This window comes from Novosphingobium sp. AAP1 (genome assembly GCF_001295765.1).
Taxonomy (GTDB): Bacteria; Pseudomonadota; Alphaproteobacteria; order Sphingomonadales; family Sphingomonadaceae; genus Novosphingobium; species Novosphingobium capsulatum.
In genome coordinates this window covers 723,116-739,359 of record NZ_LJHO01000001.1, presented here as the reverse complement: position 1 = coordinate 739,359, position 16,244 = coordinate 723,116, and the positions used below count along the sequence as shown (strand labels likewise).

The window sequence follows — 16,244 nt, the reverse complement described above, 5'->3', positions numbered from 1 at the left end:
AAAAGCAGAGCAGATCATGGCGCGGGTAAAGCGCGGCGGGCCAACGCTGGGCGGTGTTGCCGCAGAAGCAGGTGTATCGGTGGCGACCGTATCCCGCGTGCTGACCGGGCACAGCGCGATCAGCGAAGAGACGCGCGAGCGTGTGCTGAGCACCGCTGACCGGCTGGGCTATGTTCACGTGCCGCAGCGGGTGCGCCGGCATCAAACATCGCTGTCGGAGCAGATCTGCCTGGTCGTGCCGGTGGCAACCGCGCACGGCAGCCAGTTGGCCAACCCGTTCGAACTGGCGCTGATCGGCGGGGTTGGCACTGCGCTGCGCGAGCGGCGGCGCGATGTCTCGATCGTGTGGCAAACACCCTATGACGATGCCACGCTGGCGCAGTTTTTGGACCAGAGCGCCTATGCCGGGACGATCTTCCTGGGCCAGTCGCAGTTTCACGATACGCTCAACCGCTATGCCGCCATGGGCAAGCCGCTGGTGGCCTGGGGCGTGGAAGTGGCAGGGCAAAGCTATTGCTCGATCGGCAGCGACAATCACGAAGGCGGTTTCCAGGCCACGGCGCATCTGTTGCGCAAAGGGCGGCGGCGCATCGCCTTTATCGGTGCGATGCCCCCCATTCCCGCCGCCCGCACGCCGTTTTCGCAGATCGCGATCCGGCTCGACGGCTATCGCGCGGCACTGGCTGCGCACGATGTGCCGTTTGATCCCGACATGGTGCAGACGCCGACGGCCGGGCAGTTTGAGGGCGCAGAAGCGGTCGACAATCTGCTCGAGCGGGGCATCGCATTCGATGCGATCGTTGCCGCATCTGACCTGGTGGCGCTTGGCGCGATCCAGACGCTGCGGCAGCGGGGCATCCGCGTGCCCGATGATGTGGCGGTAATTGGCTATGACGATATCGACGCAGCCGCGCTGTCGACGCCGGGGCTCACCACCATCCGGCAGGATGTGATCAAGGCGGGCAATCTGCTGGTGGCCAAACTGCTGCGCATTGTCGACGGCCATCGCGCCAAGTCGGAGCGGTTGCCGACGAACTTGATGATTCGGGAATCCTGCGGGCGCTGAGCGTCTATCGTTTGTGCAAAATAATGATGATGTTCATGCATAAGACGCTGGAAAAATTATCATAAAATCGGATAGTATGTGTCTCGTCATGTAAATTGCAATCGTTTGCAGAAAATATTTGCATAAGTTTGCAAGTCGGGTCACTTTCCCTCGCATCAGGTGTGCCGCCCAGCAGAGGCGTCTAGGAGGGGATTATCATGCGTGCATGTCGTTTGGCATTGATGGCTTCGGTTGCGTGGATGGGGCCGATGACCCCCGCGCTGGCGCAATCCGCCCCGTCTTCAGCAACTCAGTCTTCGGCTACCCAGTCTGCCGCTGCCGCCGACGCGCCCGCCGCCGGCGCGGCACAGGGCAGCGACCTTGGTCTCAACGAGATCATCGTGACCGGTACGCGCACGGGCACCCGCAAGTTCGAAACATCGTACGCCATCACCACCATCGATCCGCAGGCGATCGCGCAGAAGGCGCCGCTCGGGATTGCCGATCTTATCGCCTCGACGCCGGGTATCTATGTCGAAAGCTCGGGCGGGGAAGTTGGCAACAACGTCTATTCGCGCGGTCTGCCGGCCGACAACTATCGCTATCTGCCGCTGCTCGAAGATGGCCTGCCGGTGTGGGAGGAAGGGGCAGGGGCCTTCACCAATGCCGACGAGTTCTTCCGCGTCGATGCCACGATCGACTCGCTCCAGATCGTGCGCGGCGGCTCGGCCTCGATCACCGCGTCGAATGCCCCGGGCGGCGTGGTCAACGTATTGACCAAGCGCCCGACCCGAACATTCCAGGGCATGGTCAAGAGCGAGATCGGCGATTGGGATCATTATCGTCTCGATGCCAATGTCTCGGGCCCGCTGACCGATCGCCTGTCGTTTGCGATCGGCGGTTTCTATCGCGAGGACAATGGCCTCAGGGACCCCGGCTTTACCGGCAACAAGGGTGGCCAGTTCCGCGTTGGCCTGCAGTATGACTTTGTCGATAGCGGCTCGCTGTTCGTCAGCTATCGCAAGCTCAACGACAAGAACATCTTCTATACCGCCATTCCGCTGGCCAGCCCCAGCCAGGGCCTGCCGGGCCTTGATGCCGGCACGGGAACGCTGGTCAACAATGCCTTTGGCCGGCTGACCGTGCCCGATGGCAACGGCGTGTTCGACAAGAATGTCGATCTCACCCAAGGCATCCACACCAATACCGACACCTTTACCGCCATCTTCAACAAGCCGCTGGGCGATGGCTGGGAGATCAACGACCGCGCGCGCTACACATCCGGCACGGTTGATTTCAACGGACTGTTCAGTTCCGGCGTCGCCACCAGCCAGGGCTTTCTGGCGAACGCGCTGACCCGCTTGCAGGCCGCGCGGCCGGATACGGTATCGGCCGTCTATCGCGATGCCAGCAATGGCCAGACGGTGGCGGCATCGGCACTGGGCAATCAGCTTGCCCTGACCGAGAGCATTTTCAACACCGTGGTGAACGTCAAGAACGTGATCAACGATCTGACTATCACCAAAAAGCTCGACACCGGCATGGGCCAGCATACCCTGACTGCGGGATATTACTTCAGCCATTTCAACCAGACGCAAAACTGGAACTGGAATGATATCCTGGTCGAAGGCGTCAACCGTCCGCGCTATTTCGATGTGGTCGGGCTGAACGCCGCGGGGCAGCAAACCGTGGCGCTGACCAAGGACGGGCTGCTCAATCTGCACAGCAATTTGCAGCGCTTCCATGATGATGTGACGGTCAATGCGCTGTACCTGACCGATGCCTGGCAGGTAACCGATAAGCTGCGCATCGATCTGGGCGCGCGGTATCACCATGTCGCCAAGGAAGGCACGATCGCGCAGACCACCAGCGCCAACCTGGGTGATCCCTCGACCATTGCCGATGACAACGTGCTGGTCTTCACCGGCGCCAACACGCAATATCGGTTCAAGACCGGGCAATGGGCCTTTTCTGCCGGCGCCAATTATGAGTTCAGCAAGCGTGTTGCGGCCTTTGCCCGCTATAGCCGCAGCTTCCGCGTGACGCCGGAGTTCGTCCAGTGGTTTGGCGGCGTGCCGGTGGAAAACCGCATCGACCTGGTCGAAGGCGGCGTGAAATACGCGACGCGGCCGTTCTCTGCCTTTGTCACCCTGTTCTACAACCGGTTTCCCAACGTCGCCTTCCAGACGACCGTTGCCGGGCCGAACGGGCAGGCGCAGACCATCAACCAGAAGGCAGCGGCGGAATCGCGCGGTATCGAAGTTGAACTCTCGCTTCGTCCGGCCGATTTCTTCGAACTGGCAGCCAGCGGCAATTACCAGAAGATCACCTATACCAGCTTTGCCGGACAGGACGCGAACGGCCCGTTCGATTTTAGCGGCAACCAGATCGTGCGCCAGCCAGAGGTGCAGTTCTCGATCCGGCCGACGCTGCATCTGTTGCGCGACCGGGTGAACATCTTTGGTGAGGCGGCCTATACCGGCAAGCGTTATGTCGACGTGGCCAACACCATCGTCCTGCCGCATTATACCGAGGTGCGGCTGGGTGCGAACTGGAAGATTACGGATGCGCTTCAGGCCCAGGTGGTGGCGACCAACCTGTTCAACACGGTTGGCTTGACCGAGGGCAATCCGCGCGCCGGCTCGATCGTCGGGGTACAGGAAACCGCGTTCCAAGGTCGCCCGATCTTTGGCCGCCGCGTTCGCGCCAGCCTGACGTATAACTTCTGATGGAACAGCGGCTTGGCATGATCGCCGGGATCGCGGCGCTGGTCGTGGCCACTCCTGCCCTGGGGCAGGAGTGGCAGACGGTCACCTCGCCCGATGGCCGGATTGTGGTTGATCTGGCGGTCGACCAGGGCGAGGCGGTGTACCGTGCGCGGTACAACGGCAAGCCGATCCTCGATCGCTCGCGGCTCGGCTTCCGGTTCAAGGATGCCGCGCCGATCGATCATGACCTCGCGCTGGTGGCGAGCCGGGCGACCGAACTCGACCGGCCCTGGACCCAGCCATGGGGCGAACGCCGGCAGATGCGTGAGCACTATCGCGGCCTGGTTGCCACGCTTGCCGCGCCAGACGGCCGCAAGCTGGGCGTCGAGATCCGCGTGTTCGACGATGGCTTCGGTTTCCGCTATACCCTGCCCGGCTCGGCACAGCAGCCGCTGGTGATCAGCGACGAGGAGACCGAGTTCCACTTCGCGCAGAATTACCGCGCCTGGTCGATCCCGGCCTATCGCGAGAAATACAGCGAGTACGAATACAGCCGCTCGGCGCTGTCCGCGATCCAGACCGCGCAGACGCCGCTGACCCTGGAAGGCGATGGCGTTGCCCTGGCGGTGCACGAGGCGGCGTTGGTCGATTTCCCGTCGATGAACCTGCGGATGCCCGATGAAAACAGCCGTACCCTCAAAGCCGATCTCTCGCCCTGGTCCAATGGCGATCGGGCGCGGACGCATGGTGGAGCGGTAACCCCGTGGCGGGTGGTGATGGTGGCGCCCGACGCGGCCCATCTGGCGGATTCGACGATTGTCCTCAATCTCAACGAGCCCAACCGCTTGGGTGACGTATCCTGGGTGAAGCCTGAAAAATACATCGGCATCTTCTGGGCCATGCACACCGGGCTGCTGACCTGGGAGCCGGGGCCAAAGCTGGGGGCCACCACCGCGCGGGCCAAATCCTATATCGATTGGGCGGCGCAGCATGGCATTGCCGGCGTGCTGGTCGAAGGCTGGAACGTGGGCTGGGACGTGCCGGAATGGTGGAAGAACGGCCATTCCCGTTTCGTGTTCGACCGCGCCCAACCGGCCTTCGATATGGCCGAAGTATCCGCCTATGCCCGCGCCAAGGGGGTGGACCTGATCGGCCATCACGAAACCGGCGCGCAGGTGAAGGACTATCTCAGCCAGCTTGAGCCCGCGCTCGATTACTACGATCGCTATGGCGTGCGGGCGATCAAGCTGGGCTATGTCGGCACGCGGCTCGACCAGACCGAATGGCCCGACAGCCAATACGCTGTGCAGAGCCTGCAAACGGTCGTCGTCGCGGCGGCACGGCATCATATCGCCATCTTCCCGCATGAACCGGTCAAGGATACCGGTCTGCGCCGCACCTGGCCCAATCTGATGAGCCGCGAAGGCGCGCGGGGGCAGGAGTATAACGGCGGCAGCCCCGATGGCGGCAATGCACCCGACCATACCACCATCCTGCCGTTCACGCGGCTGCTGTCTGGCCCGTTCGATTACACGCCCGGCGTGGTCCATTTCGATTATCGCGCCAACCGGCCTGACAACCGCGTGCCGTCCACACTGGCCAACCAGCTGGCGCTCTATGTCGTGTTGTATAGCCCGGTGCAGATGGCGGTTGACCTGCCCGAGCATTATGACGAGCACGCCGATGCCTTTCGCTTCATCCACGATGTGCCGACCGATTGGGAGGAAAGCCGCACGCTGCAGGGCGCGATTGGCGAATACGCGGTTATTGCCCGGCGCGATCGGCACAGCCCGGATTGGTATCTGGGCGCGATCACCAGTGATACCGCCCGCAGGCTGACCGTCCCGCTCGATTTCCTCGACGCTGGCGCGCGGTATGAAGCGACGATCTATGCTGATGGGCCCGGCGCGGACTGGCGCACGGCGCCCGAAAAGATTGCTATCCGCCGGCAAACGGTTACGGCGCGAGACACCCTTGCGCTTGATCTGGCGGGGGGCGGGGGGCAGGCGATCCGGTTTCGCATGCTGCGCTGATAGTCGATCAGCCTGGGCGGCTTGGACAAATTACGCAACCCCTGCCGGGCTGGACCAAAAACCGCCATTTCCGCGTCGGCTCGTCGCGCAATATTCCCGACATTCCGCTTCCTCGCCTCCTTAAACTGGCGGTTTTTGCCTCCAGCCGTGGCGTTGTGGAATTTGTCCACGCCACCTATCGCTACTTTGGCAGAAAAATAAATTTTTGGGATTCCCAAGGTGAGAAATGAGTAGCCCCTAGTTTTTGGCGCTGCCCTATTACGATGCCACGCTGTGGCCGGCATTACAGGCGACTGGCATTACGCTCTATGCCGTCAGTGCACAGAACCCGGTCGACCTTGGTCCGACCGAGCGGCATGGCTTGCGCTATGCCACGTTGGCCGACCCAGACTATGCCCTGGCGCGGCAACTGGGCATCACGTTCTTTCCCGAAGACCCAGCCCTCGGTCGCGCCTGGCACCCCTTGGATTGGCGCCACGCTGGGTACCCAAAGCTATGAAATGACCCAGCCGCATCGATCCCGATCACACCCTGCGTCATCTGGCCGTCAGCCCGGACTGGCTGGACCGTCCCGAATTCGATGCCATTCTGGCGCACCTCCCCGAGGTCAACGTGGCTGGAGCCCTGGTGCCGGGATAACCGCCTAGCCCGAAATCGCGACGCTTGCCGTTGGAGGTGAGGCGAAGCACCCAGGATTTGTGGCCCGAGGCCTGAACCAGCAACATCAGGCTTTTGCCGTCGCCGTAGCGGCCGGGCTGGGTCAAGTTGCTGATTTTTAACGCCGTAAGTCGATGTGAGTTCGACATATGGGCTCGTCCCACAATCTTACCACACAAAAATCCGGCTTTGGGGGAACGTCAATGGACGATGCAGGACGCGCAAAGTGCCCTGAACGTCGAAAACGCTAGGGTTTTTCGGACACTTATGGATATCAGCGAATAGGTCTGGAAGGGGCAATGGTGCCCGGGGACGGAATCGAACCGCCGACACCGTGATTTTCAGTCACGTGCTCTACCAACTGAGCTACCCGGGCTTGCCGCGCTGGCGGGCCGTTTGGCCGGCGCCTTGCGTTTGGTGAAGCGCCCTATGACGAGGTGGCCGAAGGTTGTCCAGCCCTCAATTGCATCTATTTTTCCACAATGGGCTTTTTGGCTTTGGCCGCGGGCGCTTCAATCCGGGCCTTCCTCTTCGGCGTCGGCGGGCGGGCCGGGCAGGGCATAGCCGTCTTCCAGCCAGCGCATCAGGTCGCGGTCGCGGCAGCGGGCAGAGCAGAATGGCTTGTGCGCATCGCTGCGCGGTTTGCCGCAGATGGGGCAGCGCTTGGGGGTGGTGGTCATGAGGTGATGGCCTGGGAAAATCCGGCGGTGGGCGCAAGGGTTTCGTCGAGCGACCAGTGCAGCATGCGGCCTGTGCGGCGGGCCAGTTCATCCTGCCAGCCGGGCAGCACGGCACGCGCCAGGGCGGGGTGGCAGGTCAGCAGCAAGGCGCCGGGATCGCGCACCTTTTCCGCGCGGCGCAGCAATTGCCGTGCCGCCGCGCCCAAGGGGTGGCGGGCAAACAGCGCGGGCAGCGACGGGCGCTCCAGCCGGCTGACCAGCTGGACGAAGCCATAGCCGTTCATGGCCGTGCGCTCACCACGCCAGCCGGTCTGTGCGCCGCGGTCCGTCAGTTCTTGCGCCAGTGCCGCATCTACCGCCTGGCGATCGCGCTTTTCACCCAGCGTGGGGAAATCGATGCCGATCGAGCCGCCGATATCCATGCGCATGATCGCGGCGGCAATGGCCGGCACGGAGGCCAGCGCCAGCGCCGGCAGGGGCGGGCTGCCATCGACATCGATCAGGGTCATCGCCGGGGTCGGGCTGATGCACAGGGCGCCGCGCGGGAAGGCGATCTCGCCGCTCATCGCCTCGTCCATCAGGTCATCCCATCCCGCGTGGTCGAGCGCGGGATCGGTGGCATGGACCAGGCGCACGGGCTGGCCGGTGGCGGCCAGTTGCTGCGCCAGGGTGGGGGCAGGGCAGGCCTCTTCACCAGGGGCAGCAGGGCGCGCCATCGGCAGCTTGGTGCGGCCCTTTTCGGCAATGGCGGCGCGCGTGACGCGGAACAGGCCGCTGGCGCCCTCGGGCAGGTCGGGCGTCAGGCCATCGACCAGGGCAACGGCGCCGTCGGCAAACTGGACCGTGCCGCGCCGCGTGCCGGCAAGGCGGCTGGCGACGCGCGCGGGCGCTACCAGGCCCACGGCAAGCCCGCCCGGCCATGCAAGGCGCGCAGCCAGGATCTGCGCACCATCGACCAGGGCGGCGCGGGTTTCGCCAATGCCTTCTTCCACCAGCCAGGTGGCGGTCATGGCGTGCTCAGGCCAGCAGGCCGGCGGCCACCAGCAGGCGCCGGGTTTCGAACAGGGGCAGGCCGATCACGCCCGAATGGCTGCCGGCCAGCCAGGCGCAGAAGCCTTCGGCGCTGCCCTGGATGGCATAGCCGCCGGCCTTGCCGTGCCATTCGCCGCCGGCGATATAGGCGTCTATCTCAGCTTCGGAGAGGCGCTTGAAGCGTACGATGGTTTCGCTCAACGCCTCGCGCAGCGTGCCATCGGGCATCAGCAGGGCAACGGCGGAGAAAACGCGGTGGCGGCGGCCAGACAGCAGCGCCAGGCACTGGCGCGCGGTGGCCTCGTCCTCGGCCTTGGGCAGGATGCGACGCCCGGCGCCGACCACGGTATCGCCTGAAAGGATGGCGCCATCGGGCGCGAGTGCCGCCGCCGCGCGGGCCTTTTCCGCAGCCAGGCGCACGGCGTGGACACGCGGCGTCTCACCCGGCAGCGGGCTTTCATCGATGTCGGTGGCGATAATGCGATCGGGCACCAGCCCCAGGCGCGCGATCAGGTCACGCCGGCGCGGGCTGGCCGAGGCCAGCACCAGCGGCGGCACAGTCGCAGTCATCAGAACGAGCCCGGCAACGGTACAGGCCCGGGCATCAGTACTGGCCGGGGCCGCCTCGGCCAGGCATGAAGCGGTAGGTGATGCGCCCCTTGGTCAGATCGTAAGGGGTGAGTTCCACCAGCACTTCGTCGCCCACCAGAACGCGGATGCGGTTCTTGCGCATCTTGCCGGCGGTGTGGCCCAGGATCTCGTGATCGTTTTCCAGACGCACGCGGAACATGGCATTGGGCAGCAGTTCCACCACCGTGCCGCGCATCTCGAGGAGTTCTTCTTTCGCCATCGGCGGGGTCAGTAGCCTTTTGTCTTGAATGGCCGGAACGACAACCGGCACCGACGTGGCGCAAGCTGCATAGCCATGATCGAGGGGTCGCGATAAAACGACGCGCGTGGCGCCCATAGCGTTCCGGCCGGCAAAAGAAAAGCCCCGCATTTGCAGCCAGGTTCCAGTGGTGATCCGGGCATCGGCACCGCGCCCGGCCAGCCGATGTTCATCCACGCTGGACGACAAATTGATACGATTTGTGTGTTGTTTCAATTTGTCAGGCGCGCCAGCAGGATCGCCTCGAAGCCATGATGGGGTTTGTTGCGCGTGTCTGTTCGTCTTGCCTTGCTGTGTGCCGTTTCCGCGCTTGCCGTTTGCGGGGGTGAGCGGGCCTTGGCCGCAGACCAGGCTGCGCAGGCGCCCGCTCCTGCCCCTGAGGCCGATGGCAGCACCGGCGCAACCGCTGGCGGCAGCGGCCAGCAGATGGTCAATACCCAGGGCCAGTTGGGCGTGGATGCCAACGGTGACGGCGTGGACGATGTGACCGGTGAAATCCTGGTCAACGCCGCGCCGATCAAGGGCGTGGTGCAGGCGCAGCAACCCCCGATCGTGACGCTGGATGAAGACGAAATCGCCGCCTATGGCGTCAATTCGATCCAGGATCTGCTGACCGTGCTGGCGCCGCAGACCGATTCCGGGCGCGGGCGCAGCAGCGACGGGCCGGTGATCCTGCTCAACGGCATGCGCATTTCCAACTTCCGCGAAATGCGTGGGCTGCCGCCCGAGGCGATCCGCCGGGTGGAAGTCCTGCCCGAGGAAGTGGCGCTGAAATACGGCTATCGCCCCGATCAGCGCGTGGTCAACTTCATCCTCAAAGACCACTACAAGAGCATCAGCAGCGAAACCGAGGCCAGCGTGCCGGGCAACGGCAGCTATACCGGGTTGAGCGAGGAAGCCACGCTGGCCAAGATCGCCAACAAGGCCCGCATCAACGTGACTGGCACGGTATCGACGCAAAGCGCGATCACCGAAGCCGAGCGCGGCATCAGCCAGGCCAGCGCGGCCACAGGCACTGGCACGGGCGGCAACAGCACCGTGGCGGGCGATCCCAACCAGGCCGATTATCGCACGCTGCAGGCCAAGGCCGATAGCGCCGCGTTGAATGCCACCTGGTCCAAGCCGATCGGACTGGGCACCGGGTTGACGCTTAACGCGCTGGCGCAGCGTGATTACAGCCGCAGCTGGAACGGCCTCAATACCGTGACGCTGACCGATCCCGACAGCGGCAACAGCGTGACGCGCACCACCACCGCGCCCGAGCCGCTGACCACGCGCACCTATACCACCACGCTCTCGGCCGGCGCCGGGCTCAACACCGGCATCGGCGCCTGGCAGCTATCGGTGACGGCCGACGGCAGCCATGTTACCACCGATACGCGGATCGATCGCTCGGCCGATCTTTCGGGCCTGCAAACGCTGGTCGACGATGGCAGCCTGAGCGCCACGGGCGCGCTGCCCAGCGGCGCGATCATCGCTGGCGGGGCCGATCGGGCGCTGAGCCGCACCGACAGTCTGACCTCGCTGGCGACGGCCAACGGCCAGCCGTTCCGCCTGCCGGGCGGGGCGACCTCGCTCACGCTCAAGACCGGCTTTGCCTATTCCGGCATCCACAGCACCGATACGCGCACCGCCAACGGGGCGATCGATCTCAAGCGTGGCGACGCGCAGCTGGGTTTCAGCCTCGACGTGCCGATCACCAGCAAGCGCGAGAACTTCGGCGGTTTCCTCGGCAACCTGTCGCTCAACATGAATGCCGAGGCGCACACGCTGTCGGACTTTGGCGCGCTCTATGACTATGGCGCCGGGCTGACCTGGCGCCCCACCGACAAGCTGAGCTTCACCGGCACGTTCATTGGTGCCGAGACCGCGCCCTCGTTGACGCAACTGGGCGCGCCAACGACCACCACCCAGAACGTGGCGATCTATGATTTCATCAAGGGCCAGACGGTGCTGGCTACGGTGACCAGCGGGGGCAACCGCGACCTGCTCAAGGAGCGCCAGCGCGACGTGAAGCTGGCCGGCAACTGGACCTTGCCGTTCCTGACCAATTCGACCTTCGTGGTGGAATATTTCCACAACCGCAGTTTCAACACCAGCAACAGCTTCCCCCTGCTGACGGCCGAGGTGGAAGCGGCCTATCCCGGGCGCGTCACGCGCAATGCCGCAGGCGATATCGTGTCGGTCGACGAAAGCCCGGTAACGTTCGCGCGCCAGGAAAGCGAAAGCCTGCGCTATGGCATCAACCTGGCGGGCAGTTTTGGCACGCCCGATCCCAATCTGGTGCGCCAGCGCGGCATGCGGGGCATGATGGGGCCGGGTGGGCCACGCATGGGTGGCGGTGGACGTGGCGGGCATGGTGGTCCGGGCGGTCCTGGCGGGCCCGGTGGTCCAGGTGGCCCGGGCGGCTTTGACGGGCGCGGGCGCTGGAACCTGTCGCTGACCCACACGATCATGCTGATGAACCGGGTGCAACTGACGCCGGGCGGGACGGTCTACGATCTGCTGGGCGGCAGCGCGCTGTCCAGTACGGGGGTGGCGCGGCACAGTATCGAGCTGGAAGGCGGCGGCTTCTATCGCAGCTTTGGCGTGCGCCTGACCGGCACCTACACCGGATCGGCCCACGCGGATTCGGGCACGACCAGCCTGGATTTCCACCCCATCGCCAAGTTCAACTTGCGCCTGTTTGCCGATCTTGGCCGCCGCCCCGGCGTGGTCAAGGCCGTGCCGTTCCTCAAGAATGCACGGCTTTCCCTGGCGGTGAACAACGTGTTCGATGCCCAGCAGAAGGTGACCGACCAGACCGGCGCGATCCCGCTGCGCTATCAGGCCGGCTATCTCGATCCTACCGGGCGGGTGTTCAAGCTGGAATTCCGCAAGATGTTCTGAGGGCCTAGACGAACCGCCGGCCCTGGACGAATTCCCGCGCCGCGGTGCGTTCCTGTTCGCGGCGGTGTTCGCTGAAATGATCGGCGAACTGGCGCAGGGCGATCACCTGTTCCAGCGCCAGTGGCTCGTCAAAGTGAAAGCCGCAATGGCCGCCCCTGATCCACACAGCGGCGCCGAACCCTTCGAGGCGGTTGATTTCCAGCACCCCGGTTTCGCCCAGCGCCGGCGGGCATTGCAGGACCAGGCGCGCCCCGGTGCGCGACAGGTCTTCCACCAGGCAGGGGCACACGCCACGGCGCAAGATCAGGCGCCCGGGAATGTTGAGCCTTGCCCGTGCATCCGCGCGGCGGCCGCGCGTTGCACTATCACCGGTGACGGGGGCATTCACCATGGCTGCCACGTTTACCCCGGCATGGTAAAGGTATCATCTGCAATCATCTACGTAGATATACGGATAATACTTGTCCACGATCGGCATCCTTTCGGGCTCTCCCCAAACGGGGTAACAGCCACTATCTGGCAGGGATGGCCCGCAAGAGCGCATCTTCCCCGCCCGACCGTGATACCGAGCGCTTCAACGAAGACGCCGCGATCAGCACGATGCGTGGCAGCGACCAGCCCGATCTGGAACGCGGCGTGGAGACCATCCGCGACGTTGTCCGCACGCTCAAGCCCAAGCCCGGCGTATATCGCATGCTCGATGCGCGCGGCGACGTGCTCTATGTGGGGAAGGCGCGCGCGCTGAAAAATCGCGTGGCCAATTACACCCAGGTCGATCGGCTGCCCAACCGCCTGCGCCGCATGGTCAGCCAGACGCGGTCGATGACGATCGTGACGACCAATTCCGAGGCCGAGGCGCTGCTGCTCGAAGCGCAGCTGATCAAGCGCTATCGCCCGCCTTACAACGTGCTGCTGCGCGACGATAAGTCGTTTCCCTTCATTCTGTTGCGGGCCGATCACGCGTTTCCGCGGATCATGAAGCATCGCGGCGCGCGCAAGGCCAAGGGCAATTACTATGGGCCCTTTGCCAGCGCCGGCTCGGTCAACACCACGATCAATGCGCTGCAAAAGCTGTTCCTGCTGCGCAGCTGCAACGATGGCTTCATGGCGCGGCGGGACCGGCCGTGCCTGCTCTATCAGATCAAGCGCTGCAGTGCTCCGTGCGTCGATCGCATTGCCGAGGCGGACTATGCCGAACTGGTGCGCCAGGCGAAGGATTTCCTCGGCGGCAAATCGGGCGCGGTGCAGCGCGAGATCGAAACCCAGATGAGCGAGGCAGCCGAGAATCTGGACTTCGAACGCGCGGCCATGCTGCGCGACCGCTTGCGCGCAGCCACGTTCATCCAGGGCAGCCAGGCGATCAATGCCGAAGGCGTGGGCAATGGCGATGTCTTTGCCATGGCCAGCAAGGGCGGCCAGATCGCCATCCAGGCATTCTTCATCCGGGGCGGGCAGAACTGGGGCCACCGCGCGTTCTTCCCCACCCATACCGAGGGGCTGGAAGAGGCCGAGGTGATGACCAGCTTCCTGGCGCAGTTCTACGAGGAAGTGCCGCCGCCGCGCCTGATCATGGTCGATCGCATTCTGCCCGAGGCGGAGTTGCTGGCCGAGGCCTTGCACGAAGGTGCGGGCGGCAAGGTGGAGATCACCGTGCCGCAGCGTGGCGACCGGCGCCGGCTGATGGAGCAGGCCAGCCGCAATGCGGTGGAGGCGCTCGATCGGCGGCTGGCGGAAACCGGCACCAAGGCCAAGATCCTGCGCGAACTGGCCGAATTCCTGGAACTGCCCGATGTGCCGCAGCGCATCGAGGTTTACGACAACAGCCATATCCAGGGCACCAATGCGCTGGGTGGCATGGTCGTGGCCGGGCCGGAAGGCTTTCAAAAGGGCCAGTATCGCAAGTTCAACATCAAGCGCGCCGAAACCCGGCCGGGGGATGACTTTGCCATGATGCGCGAAGTCATGGCGCGCCGCTTTGGCCGCGTGCAGGAGGAAGACCCCGATCGCCAGGGCGGCACCTGGCCCGATCTGGTGCTGATCGATGGCGGCAAGGGCCAGATGACGGCCGTGCGCGAGACGCTGGAGGAACTGGGCATCGAGGATGTGCCGCTGATTGCGGTGTCCAAGGGGCCGGATCGCAACGCCGGGCGCGAGCATTTCCACTTTCCCGATGGGCGCGAAAAGCTGCTGCCGCTCAATTCCCCGGTGCTGTTCTACTTGCAGCAACTGCGCGACGAGGCGCACCGTTTCGCCATTGGTGCGCACCGCGCCAAGCGCAGCCGGGCGATCACCGCCAGCCCGCTCGACGAGATTCCGGGAATCGGTCCGGCGCGCAAGCGTGCGCTGCTGTTGCATTTTGGCACCGCCGGCAAAGTGCGCGCCGCCTCGCTCGAAGACCTCATGCGGGCGCCTGGGGTGAGTGCTGCGGTGGCGCAAACCATCTATGATTTCTATCATCCCGGGGCGTAAACAGCTGCCCCAGCGGCATTTGTGGAAATTATCAGACAATTGTCGTGCTGGTGTTGTGCCAGCGTGAAGTACCGCAGTGGTTATTTGCGGTTTCCCTCAAATAGGGGATGACGAAAACACCCTTAATGCTCGATAACCGTGTTAGGCAACGTCTCTGCACATAGCTTGCGGCATGACAGGGATGACAAGCGTAATGTGGCAAGGATCGGCAGCCCACCAGGGGACGTGGTGGAGCAGGACCGACCGGCAGGGTGGTCCGTCGCTGCCTGGGGGGTACGATGAAGCAGGGGGTTGGGCGCGCGCCGCAGGTTGGCGCGTCGCACCGTAAGGAGTGGGGACAAGTCGTGGTGCCGGGTGTCGGTGCGGGGCGGCGGCCGGTTGGCCGGCTGGTGCTGCGCGTGGCGGCCTTGGGTGCCTTGGCGCTGGGGGCGCTGCCGCTGGGCACTGCGGCGGCCCTGGCGCAGGATGCGGCCGTTTCCGACAAGACGCTCGAACTGGAATTCTGGCGCTCGGTATCGACCAGCAGCGATCCCGAGATGTACGATGCCTATCTGCAGCAGTTTCCCAACGGTACCTTTGCCCCACTGGCCAAGGTAAAGGCCGCAGCGCTGCGGCGCGGGGCGACCAGTAGCCCGGCGGCAGCGCCGGCTACGCCGCCTGCGCCGGCGATTGCCGCGCCAGTGCCGGTTGCCGCCGCGCCGGCCGCAGTCACCCCGCCGCCCGCAGCTGCCCCAACCGCTGCGGTCGCTGCCACCGCGCAGGCCGGGCCCAACGAAACCGCCGCCGCCAGCCTGCTGGCGAGCCTGGCCGCCGCGCAGGAAACCCCCGCGGCACCGGCCGCAGCTGCCTCTGCTGCAGCCCAGGCTGCCGCCCCGGCACCGCAGGACATTACAGCCGGTCGGCCCCATCTGGAAACGGTGCCGGCGGTCGTCCTGCCCGCCCGTTTTTGCAGTGCCGAGGAACGCAACGCCTTCCACGCGCAAACCTATCGCCCTGCCGGCGAAGCGGCCGAGGCCAACAACGGCAAGGCCATCGCCTATCTGCAATCGATCCAGGCCCGCTATGACGCGATGGCCGCAGGCGATGCCGACATGCGCAACGCGCTGGCCAAGGAAGCACGCGATTACAAGTCGATAGCCGACGCTGCCTTTCAGGCGCAACAGGCGCTGGTGCGCCAGTTCGATGCGCTGATGGCGGTTCCGATCACGTCTTGCGGAGTGGCCAAATGATGCGACGCGTGCCCTTTGCCCTGGCGACCCGAGGCGTGATGCTGGTCGCCCTGTGCCATGCCCCGCTGGCCCAGGCCGCCGCGCCGCCGCCGATCTCGCCACCGGCCTCTTGCCTCGATAGCCCGACGTTCGAAGCCGCGCGGTTTCATCAGTTCCAGACGATGATGATGACCGTGTCGCTGCGCTGCAAGAGCCACGGCATGGATGTGGAAACCAGCTTTTCGCGCATGATGATCGTGCACCAGGGCGTGTTCGCGGCCGCCGACAAGGCCATCCGTGGCTATATCAGCCCGGCCCACGGCTTTGCCGACAAGCGCGCCTTTGATAGCTATGCCACGCTCGTGGCCAATCGCTATGGCGGCGGCGCCACCAACCTGCAGGCCTGCACCGCGATCGACCGGGCGATCAAGACGGTGACGGCTGACATCACCGGCGCCACGCTGCGCTTTGTGGCAACGGCCATGGTAGCCCACCCGGAAATGGAGCGCATGGCCTGCGCCCTGGTCGGCCAGCCTACCAGGACTGGCACCACGCCCGCCCCGCCGGCCGCTGCCGGCGCGGCGACCATCGCAATGGCCAGCCCGGCAGCGCCACGGCCCGGCAAGTAGCGCGG

The 16,244-nt window shown here is 64.9% G+C and carries 14 protein-coding genes and 1 tRNA gene; 8 read left to right on the top strand and 7 right to left on the bottom strand.

The window, feature by feature from the left end; translation table 11 throughout:
- The first annotated feature begins 16 nt into the window (after positions 1-16).
- The 4 genes from IP65_RS03305 to IP65_RS03290 all read left to right on the top strand — a co-directional run bounded on the left by IP65_RS03305 (position 17) and on the right by IP65_RS03290 (position 6,285).
- Entirely contained in the window at positions 17-1,066 is a 1,050-nt protein-coding gene (locus IP65_RS03305) for a LacI family DNA-binding transcriptional regulator (protein WP_054130731.1), read from the top strand.
- Positions 1,067-1,314: 248 nt separating this feature from the next.
- Complete coding sequence (locus IP65_RS03300; protein WP_197279200.1) at positions 1,315-3,774, top strand: TonB-dependent siderophore receptor; 2,460 nt, start codon at positions 1,315-1,317, stop codon at positions 3,772-3,774.
- On the top strand, positions 3,774-5,786 hold the full coding sequence (locus IP65_RS03295; protein ID WP_054130729.1) for a glycoside hydrolase family 97 protein: 2,013 nt from the start codon (positions 3,774-3,776) through the stop codon (positions 5,784-5,786). Before IP65_RS03300 ends, IP65_RS03295 begins: the two co-directional genes overlap by 1 nt.
- Before the next feature lie 244 nt (positions 5,787-6,030).
- Entirely contained in the window at positions 6,031-6,285 is a 255-nt protein-coding gene (locus tag IP65_RS03290; RefSeq protein WP_054130728.1) for a hypothetical protein, read from the top strand.
- Positions 6,286-6,322: 37 nt separating this feature from the next.
- On the opposite strand, the gene IP65_RS22185 is transcribed toward IP65_RS03290, so the two are convergent.
- The 6 genes from IP65_RS22185 to infA all read right to left on the bottom strand — a co-directional run bounded on the left by IP65_RS22185 (position 6,323) and on the right by infA (position 9,005).
- Positions 6,323-6,592, bottom strand: a complete 270-nt coding sequence (locus tag IP65_RS22185) for an Arm DNA-binding domain-containing protein (RefSeq protein WP_369801217.1) — start codon at positions 6,590-6,592, stop codon at positions 6,323-6,325.
- 151 nt (positions 6,593-6,743) lie between these two features.
- A tRNA-Phe gene (locus tag IP65_RS03285) sits at positions 6,744-6,819 on the bottom strand.
- A gap of 136 nt (positions 6,820-6,955) precedes the next feature.
- Positions 6,956-7,123, bottom strand: coding sequence for a DNA gyrase inhibitor YacG (yacG, locus tag IP65_RS20750; protein ID WP_062786044.1), 168 nt, complete (start codon positions 7,121-7,123; stop codon positions 6,956-6,958).
- Positions 7,120-8,133: a ribonuclease E/G gene (locus IP65_RS03280; RefSeq protein ID WP_054130727.1), complete on the bottom strand. Its 1,014-nt coding sequence runs from the start codon at positions 8,131-8,133 to the stop codon at positions 7,120-7,122. The genes yacG and IP65_RS03280 overlap by 4 nt, the downstream gene beginning before the upstream one ends.
- Positions 8,134-8,140: 7 nt before the next feature.
- Complete coding sequence (locus IP65_RS03275) at positions 8,141-8,725, bottom strand: nucleoside triphosphate pyrophosphatase (protein WP_054130726.1); 585 nt, start codon at positions 8,723-8,725, stop codon at positions 8,141-8,143.
- 34 nt (positions 8,726-8,759) lie between these two features.
- Positions 8,760-9,005 (bottom strand): translation initiation factor IF-1, encoded by a 246-nt coding sequence (gene infA / locus IP65_RS03270; protein ID WP_022675624.1) that lies wholly within the window; start codon positions 9,003-9,005, stop codon positions 8,760-8,762.
- A 375-nt stretch (positions 9,006-9,380) separates the two neighbouring features.
- On the opposite strand from infA, the gene IP65_RS03265 reads away from it, so the two are divergent.
- On the top strand, positions 9,381-11,933 hold the full coding sequence (locus IP65_RS03265) for a TonB-dependent receptor (protein ID WP_082349727.1): 2,553 nt from the start codon (positions 9,381-9,383) through the stop codon (positions 11,931-11,933).
- A 4-nt stretch (positions 11,934-11,937) separates the two neighbouring features.
- On the opposite strand, the gene IP65_RS03260 is transcribed toward IP65_RS03265, so the two are convergent.
- The gene (locus tag IP65_RS03260) at positions 11,938-12,324 is read right to left on the bottom strand and encodes a PilZ domain-containing protein (RefSeq protein ID WP_022675627.1); all 387 of its coding nucleotides are present in this window, start codon (positions 12,322-12,324) and stop codon (positions 11,938-11,940) included.
- Between the two features lie 134 nt (positions 12,325-12,458).
- Here IP65_RS03260 and uvrC point away from each other — a divergent pair, with 134 nt between their 5' ends.
- The 3 genes from uvrC (at position 12,459) to IP65_RS03245 (ending at position 16,239) form a co-directional block, all read left to right on the top strand.
- A complete protein-coding gene (uvrC, locus tag IP65_RS03255; RefSeq protein WP_054130725.1) occupies positions 12,459-14,402 on the top strand; it encodes an excinuclease ABC subunit UvrC in 1,944 nt (647 codons plus the stop codon).
- 278 nt (positions 14,403-14,680) lie between these two features.
- Positions 14,681-15,631 (top strand): hypothetical protein, encoded by a 951-nt coding sequence (locus IP65_RS03250; protein WP_156306371.1) that lies wholly within the window; start codon positions 14,681-14,683, stop codon positions 15,629-15,631.
- Between the two features lie 35 nt (positions 15,632-15,666).
- Positions 15,667-16,239 (top strand): hypothetical protein, encoded by a 573-nt coding sequence (locus IP65_RS03245; RefSeq protein WP_197279199.1) that lies wholly within the window; start codon positions 15,667-15,669, stop codon positions 16,237-16,239.
- Positions 16,240-16,244 lie beyond the last annotated feature (5 nt).

Excerpts from the sequence above, each read along its gene's own strand:
- IP65_RS03305 (WP_054130731.1), top strand. The coding sequence starts at position 17 with ATGGCGCGGGTAAAGCGCGGCGGGCCAACGCTGGGCGGTGTTGCCGCA.
- IP65_RS03300 (WP_197279200.1), top strand. The coding sequence starts at position 1,315 with ATGACCCCCGCGCTGGCGCAATCCGCCCCGTCTTCAGCAACTCAGTCT.
- IP65_RS03295 (WP_054130729.1), top strand. The coding sequence starts at position 3,774 with ATGGAACAGCGGCTTGGCATGATCGCCGGGATCGCGGCGCTGGTCGTG.
- IP65_RS22185 (WP_369801217.1), bottom strand. The coding sequence starts at position 6,592 with ATGTCGAACTCACATCGACTTACGGCGTTAAAAATCAGCAACTTGACC.
- yacG (WP_062786044.1), bottom strand. The coding sequence starts at position 7,123 with ATGACCACCACCCCCAAGCGCTGCCCCATCTGCGGCAAACCGCGCAGC.
- IP65_RS03280 (WP_054130727.1), bottom strand. The coding sequence starts at position 8,133 with ATGACCGCCACCTGGCTGGTGGAAGAAGGCATTGGCGAAACCCGCGCC.
- IP65_RS03275 (WP_054130726.1), bottom strand. The coding sequence starts at position 8,725 with ATGACTGCGACTGTGCCGCCGCTGGTGCTGGCCTCGGCCAGCCCGCGC.
- infA (WP_022675624.1), bottom strand. The coding sequence starts at position 9,005 with ATGGCGAAAGAAGAACTCCTCGAGATGCGCGGCACGGTGGTGGAACTG.
- IP65_RS03260 (WP_022675627.1), bottom strand. The coding sequence starts at position 12,324 with ATGGTGAATGCCCCCGTCACCGGTGATAGTGCAACGCGCGGCCGCCGC.
- uvrC (WP_054130725.1), top strand. The coding sequence starts at position 12,459 with ATGGCCCGCAAGAGCGCATCTTCCCCGCCCGACCGTGATACCGAGCGC.
- IP65_RS03250 (WP_156306371.1), top strand. The coding sequence starts at position 14,681 with ATGAAGCAGGGGGTTGGGCGCGCGCCGCAGGTTGGCGCGTCGCACCGT.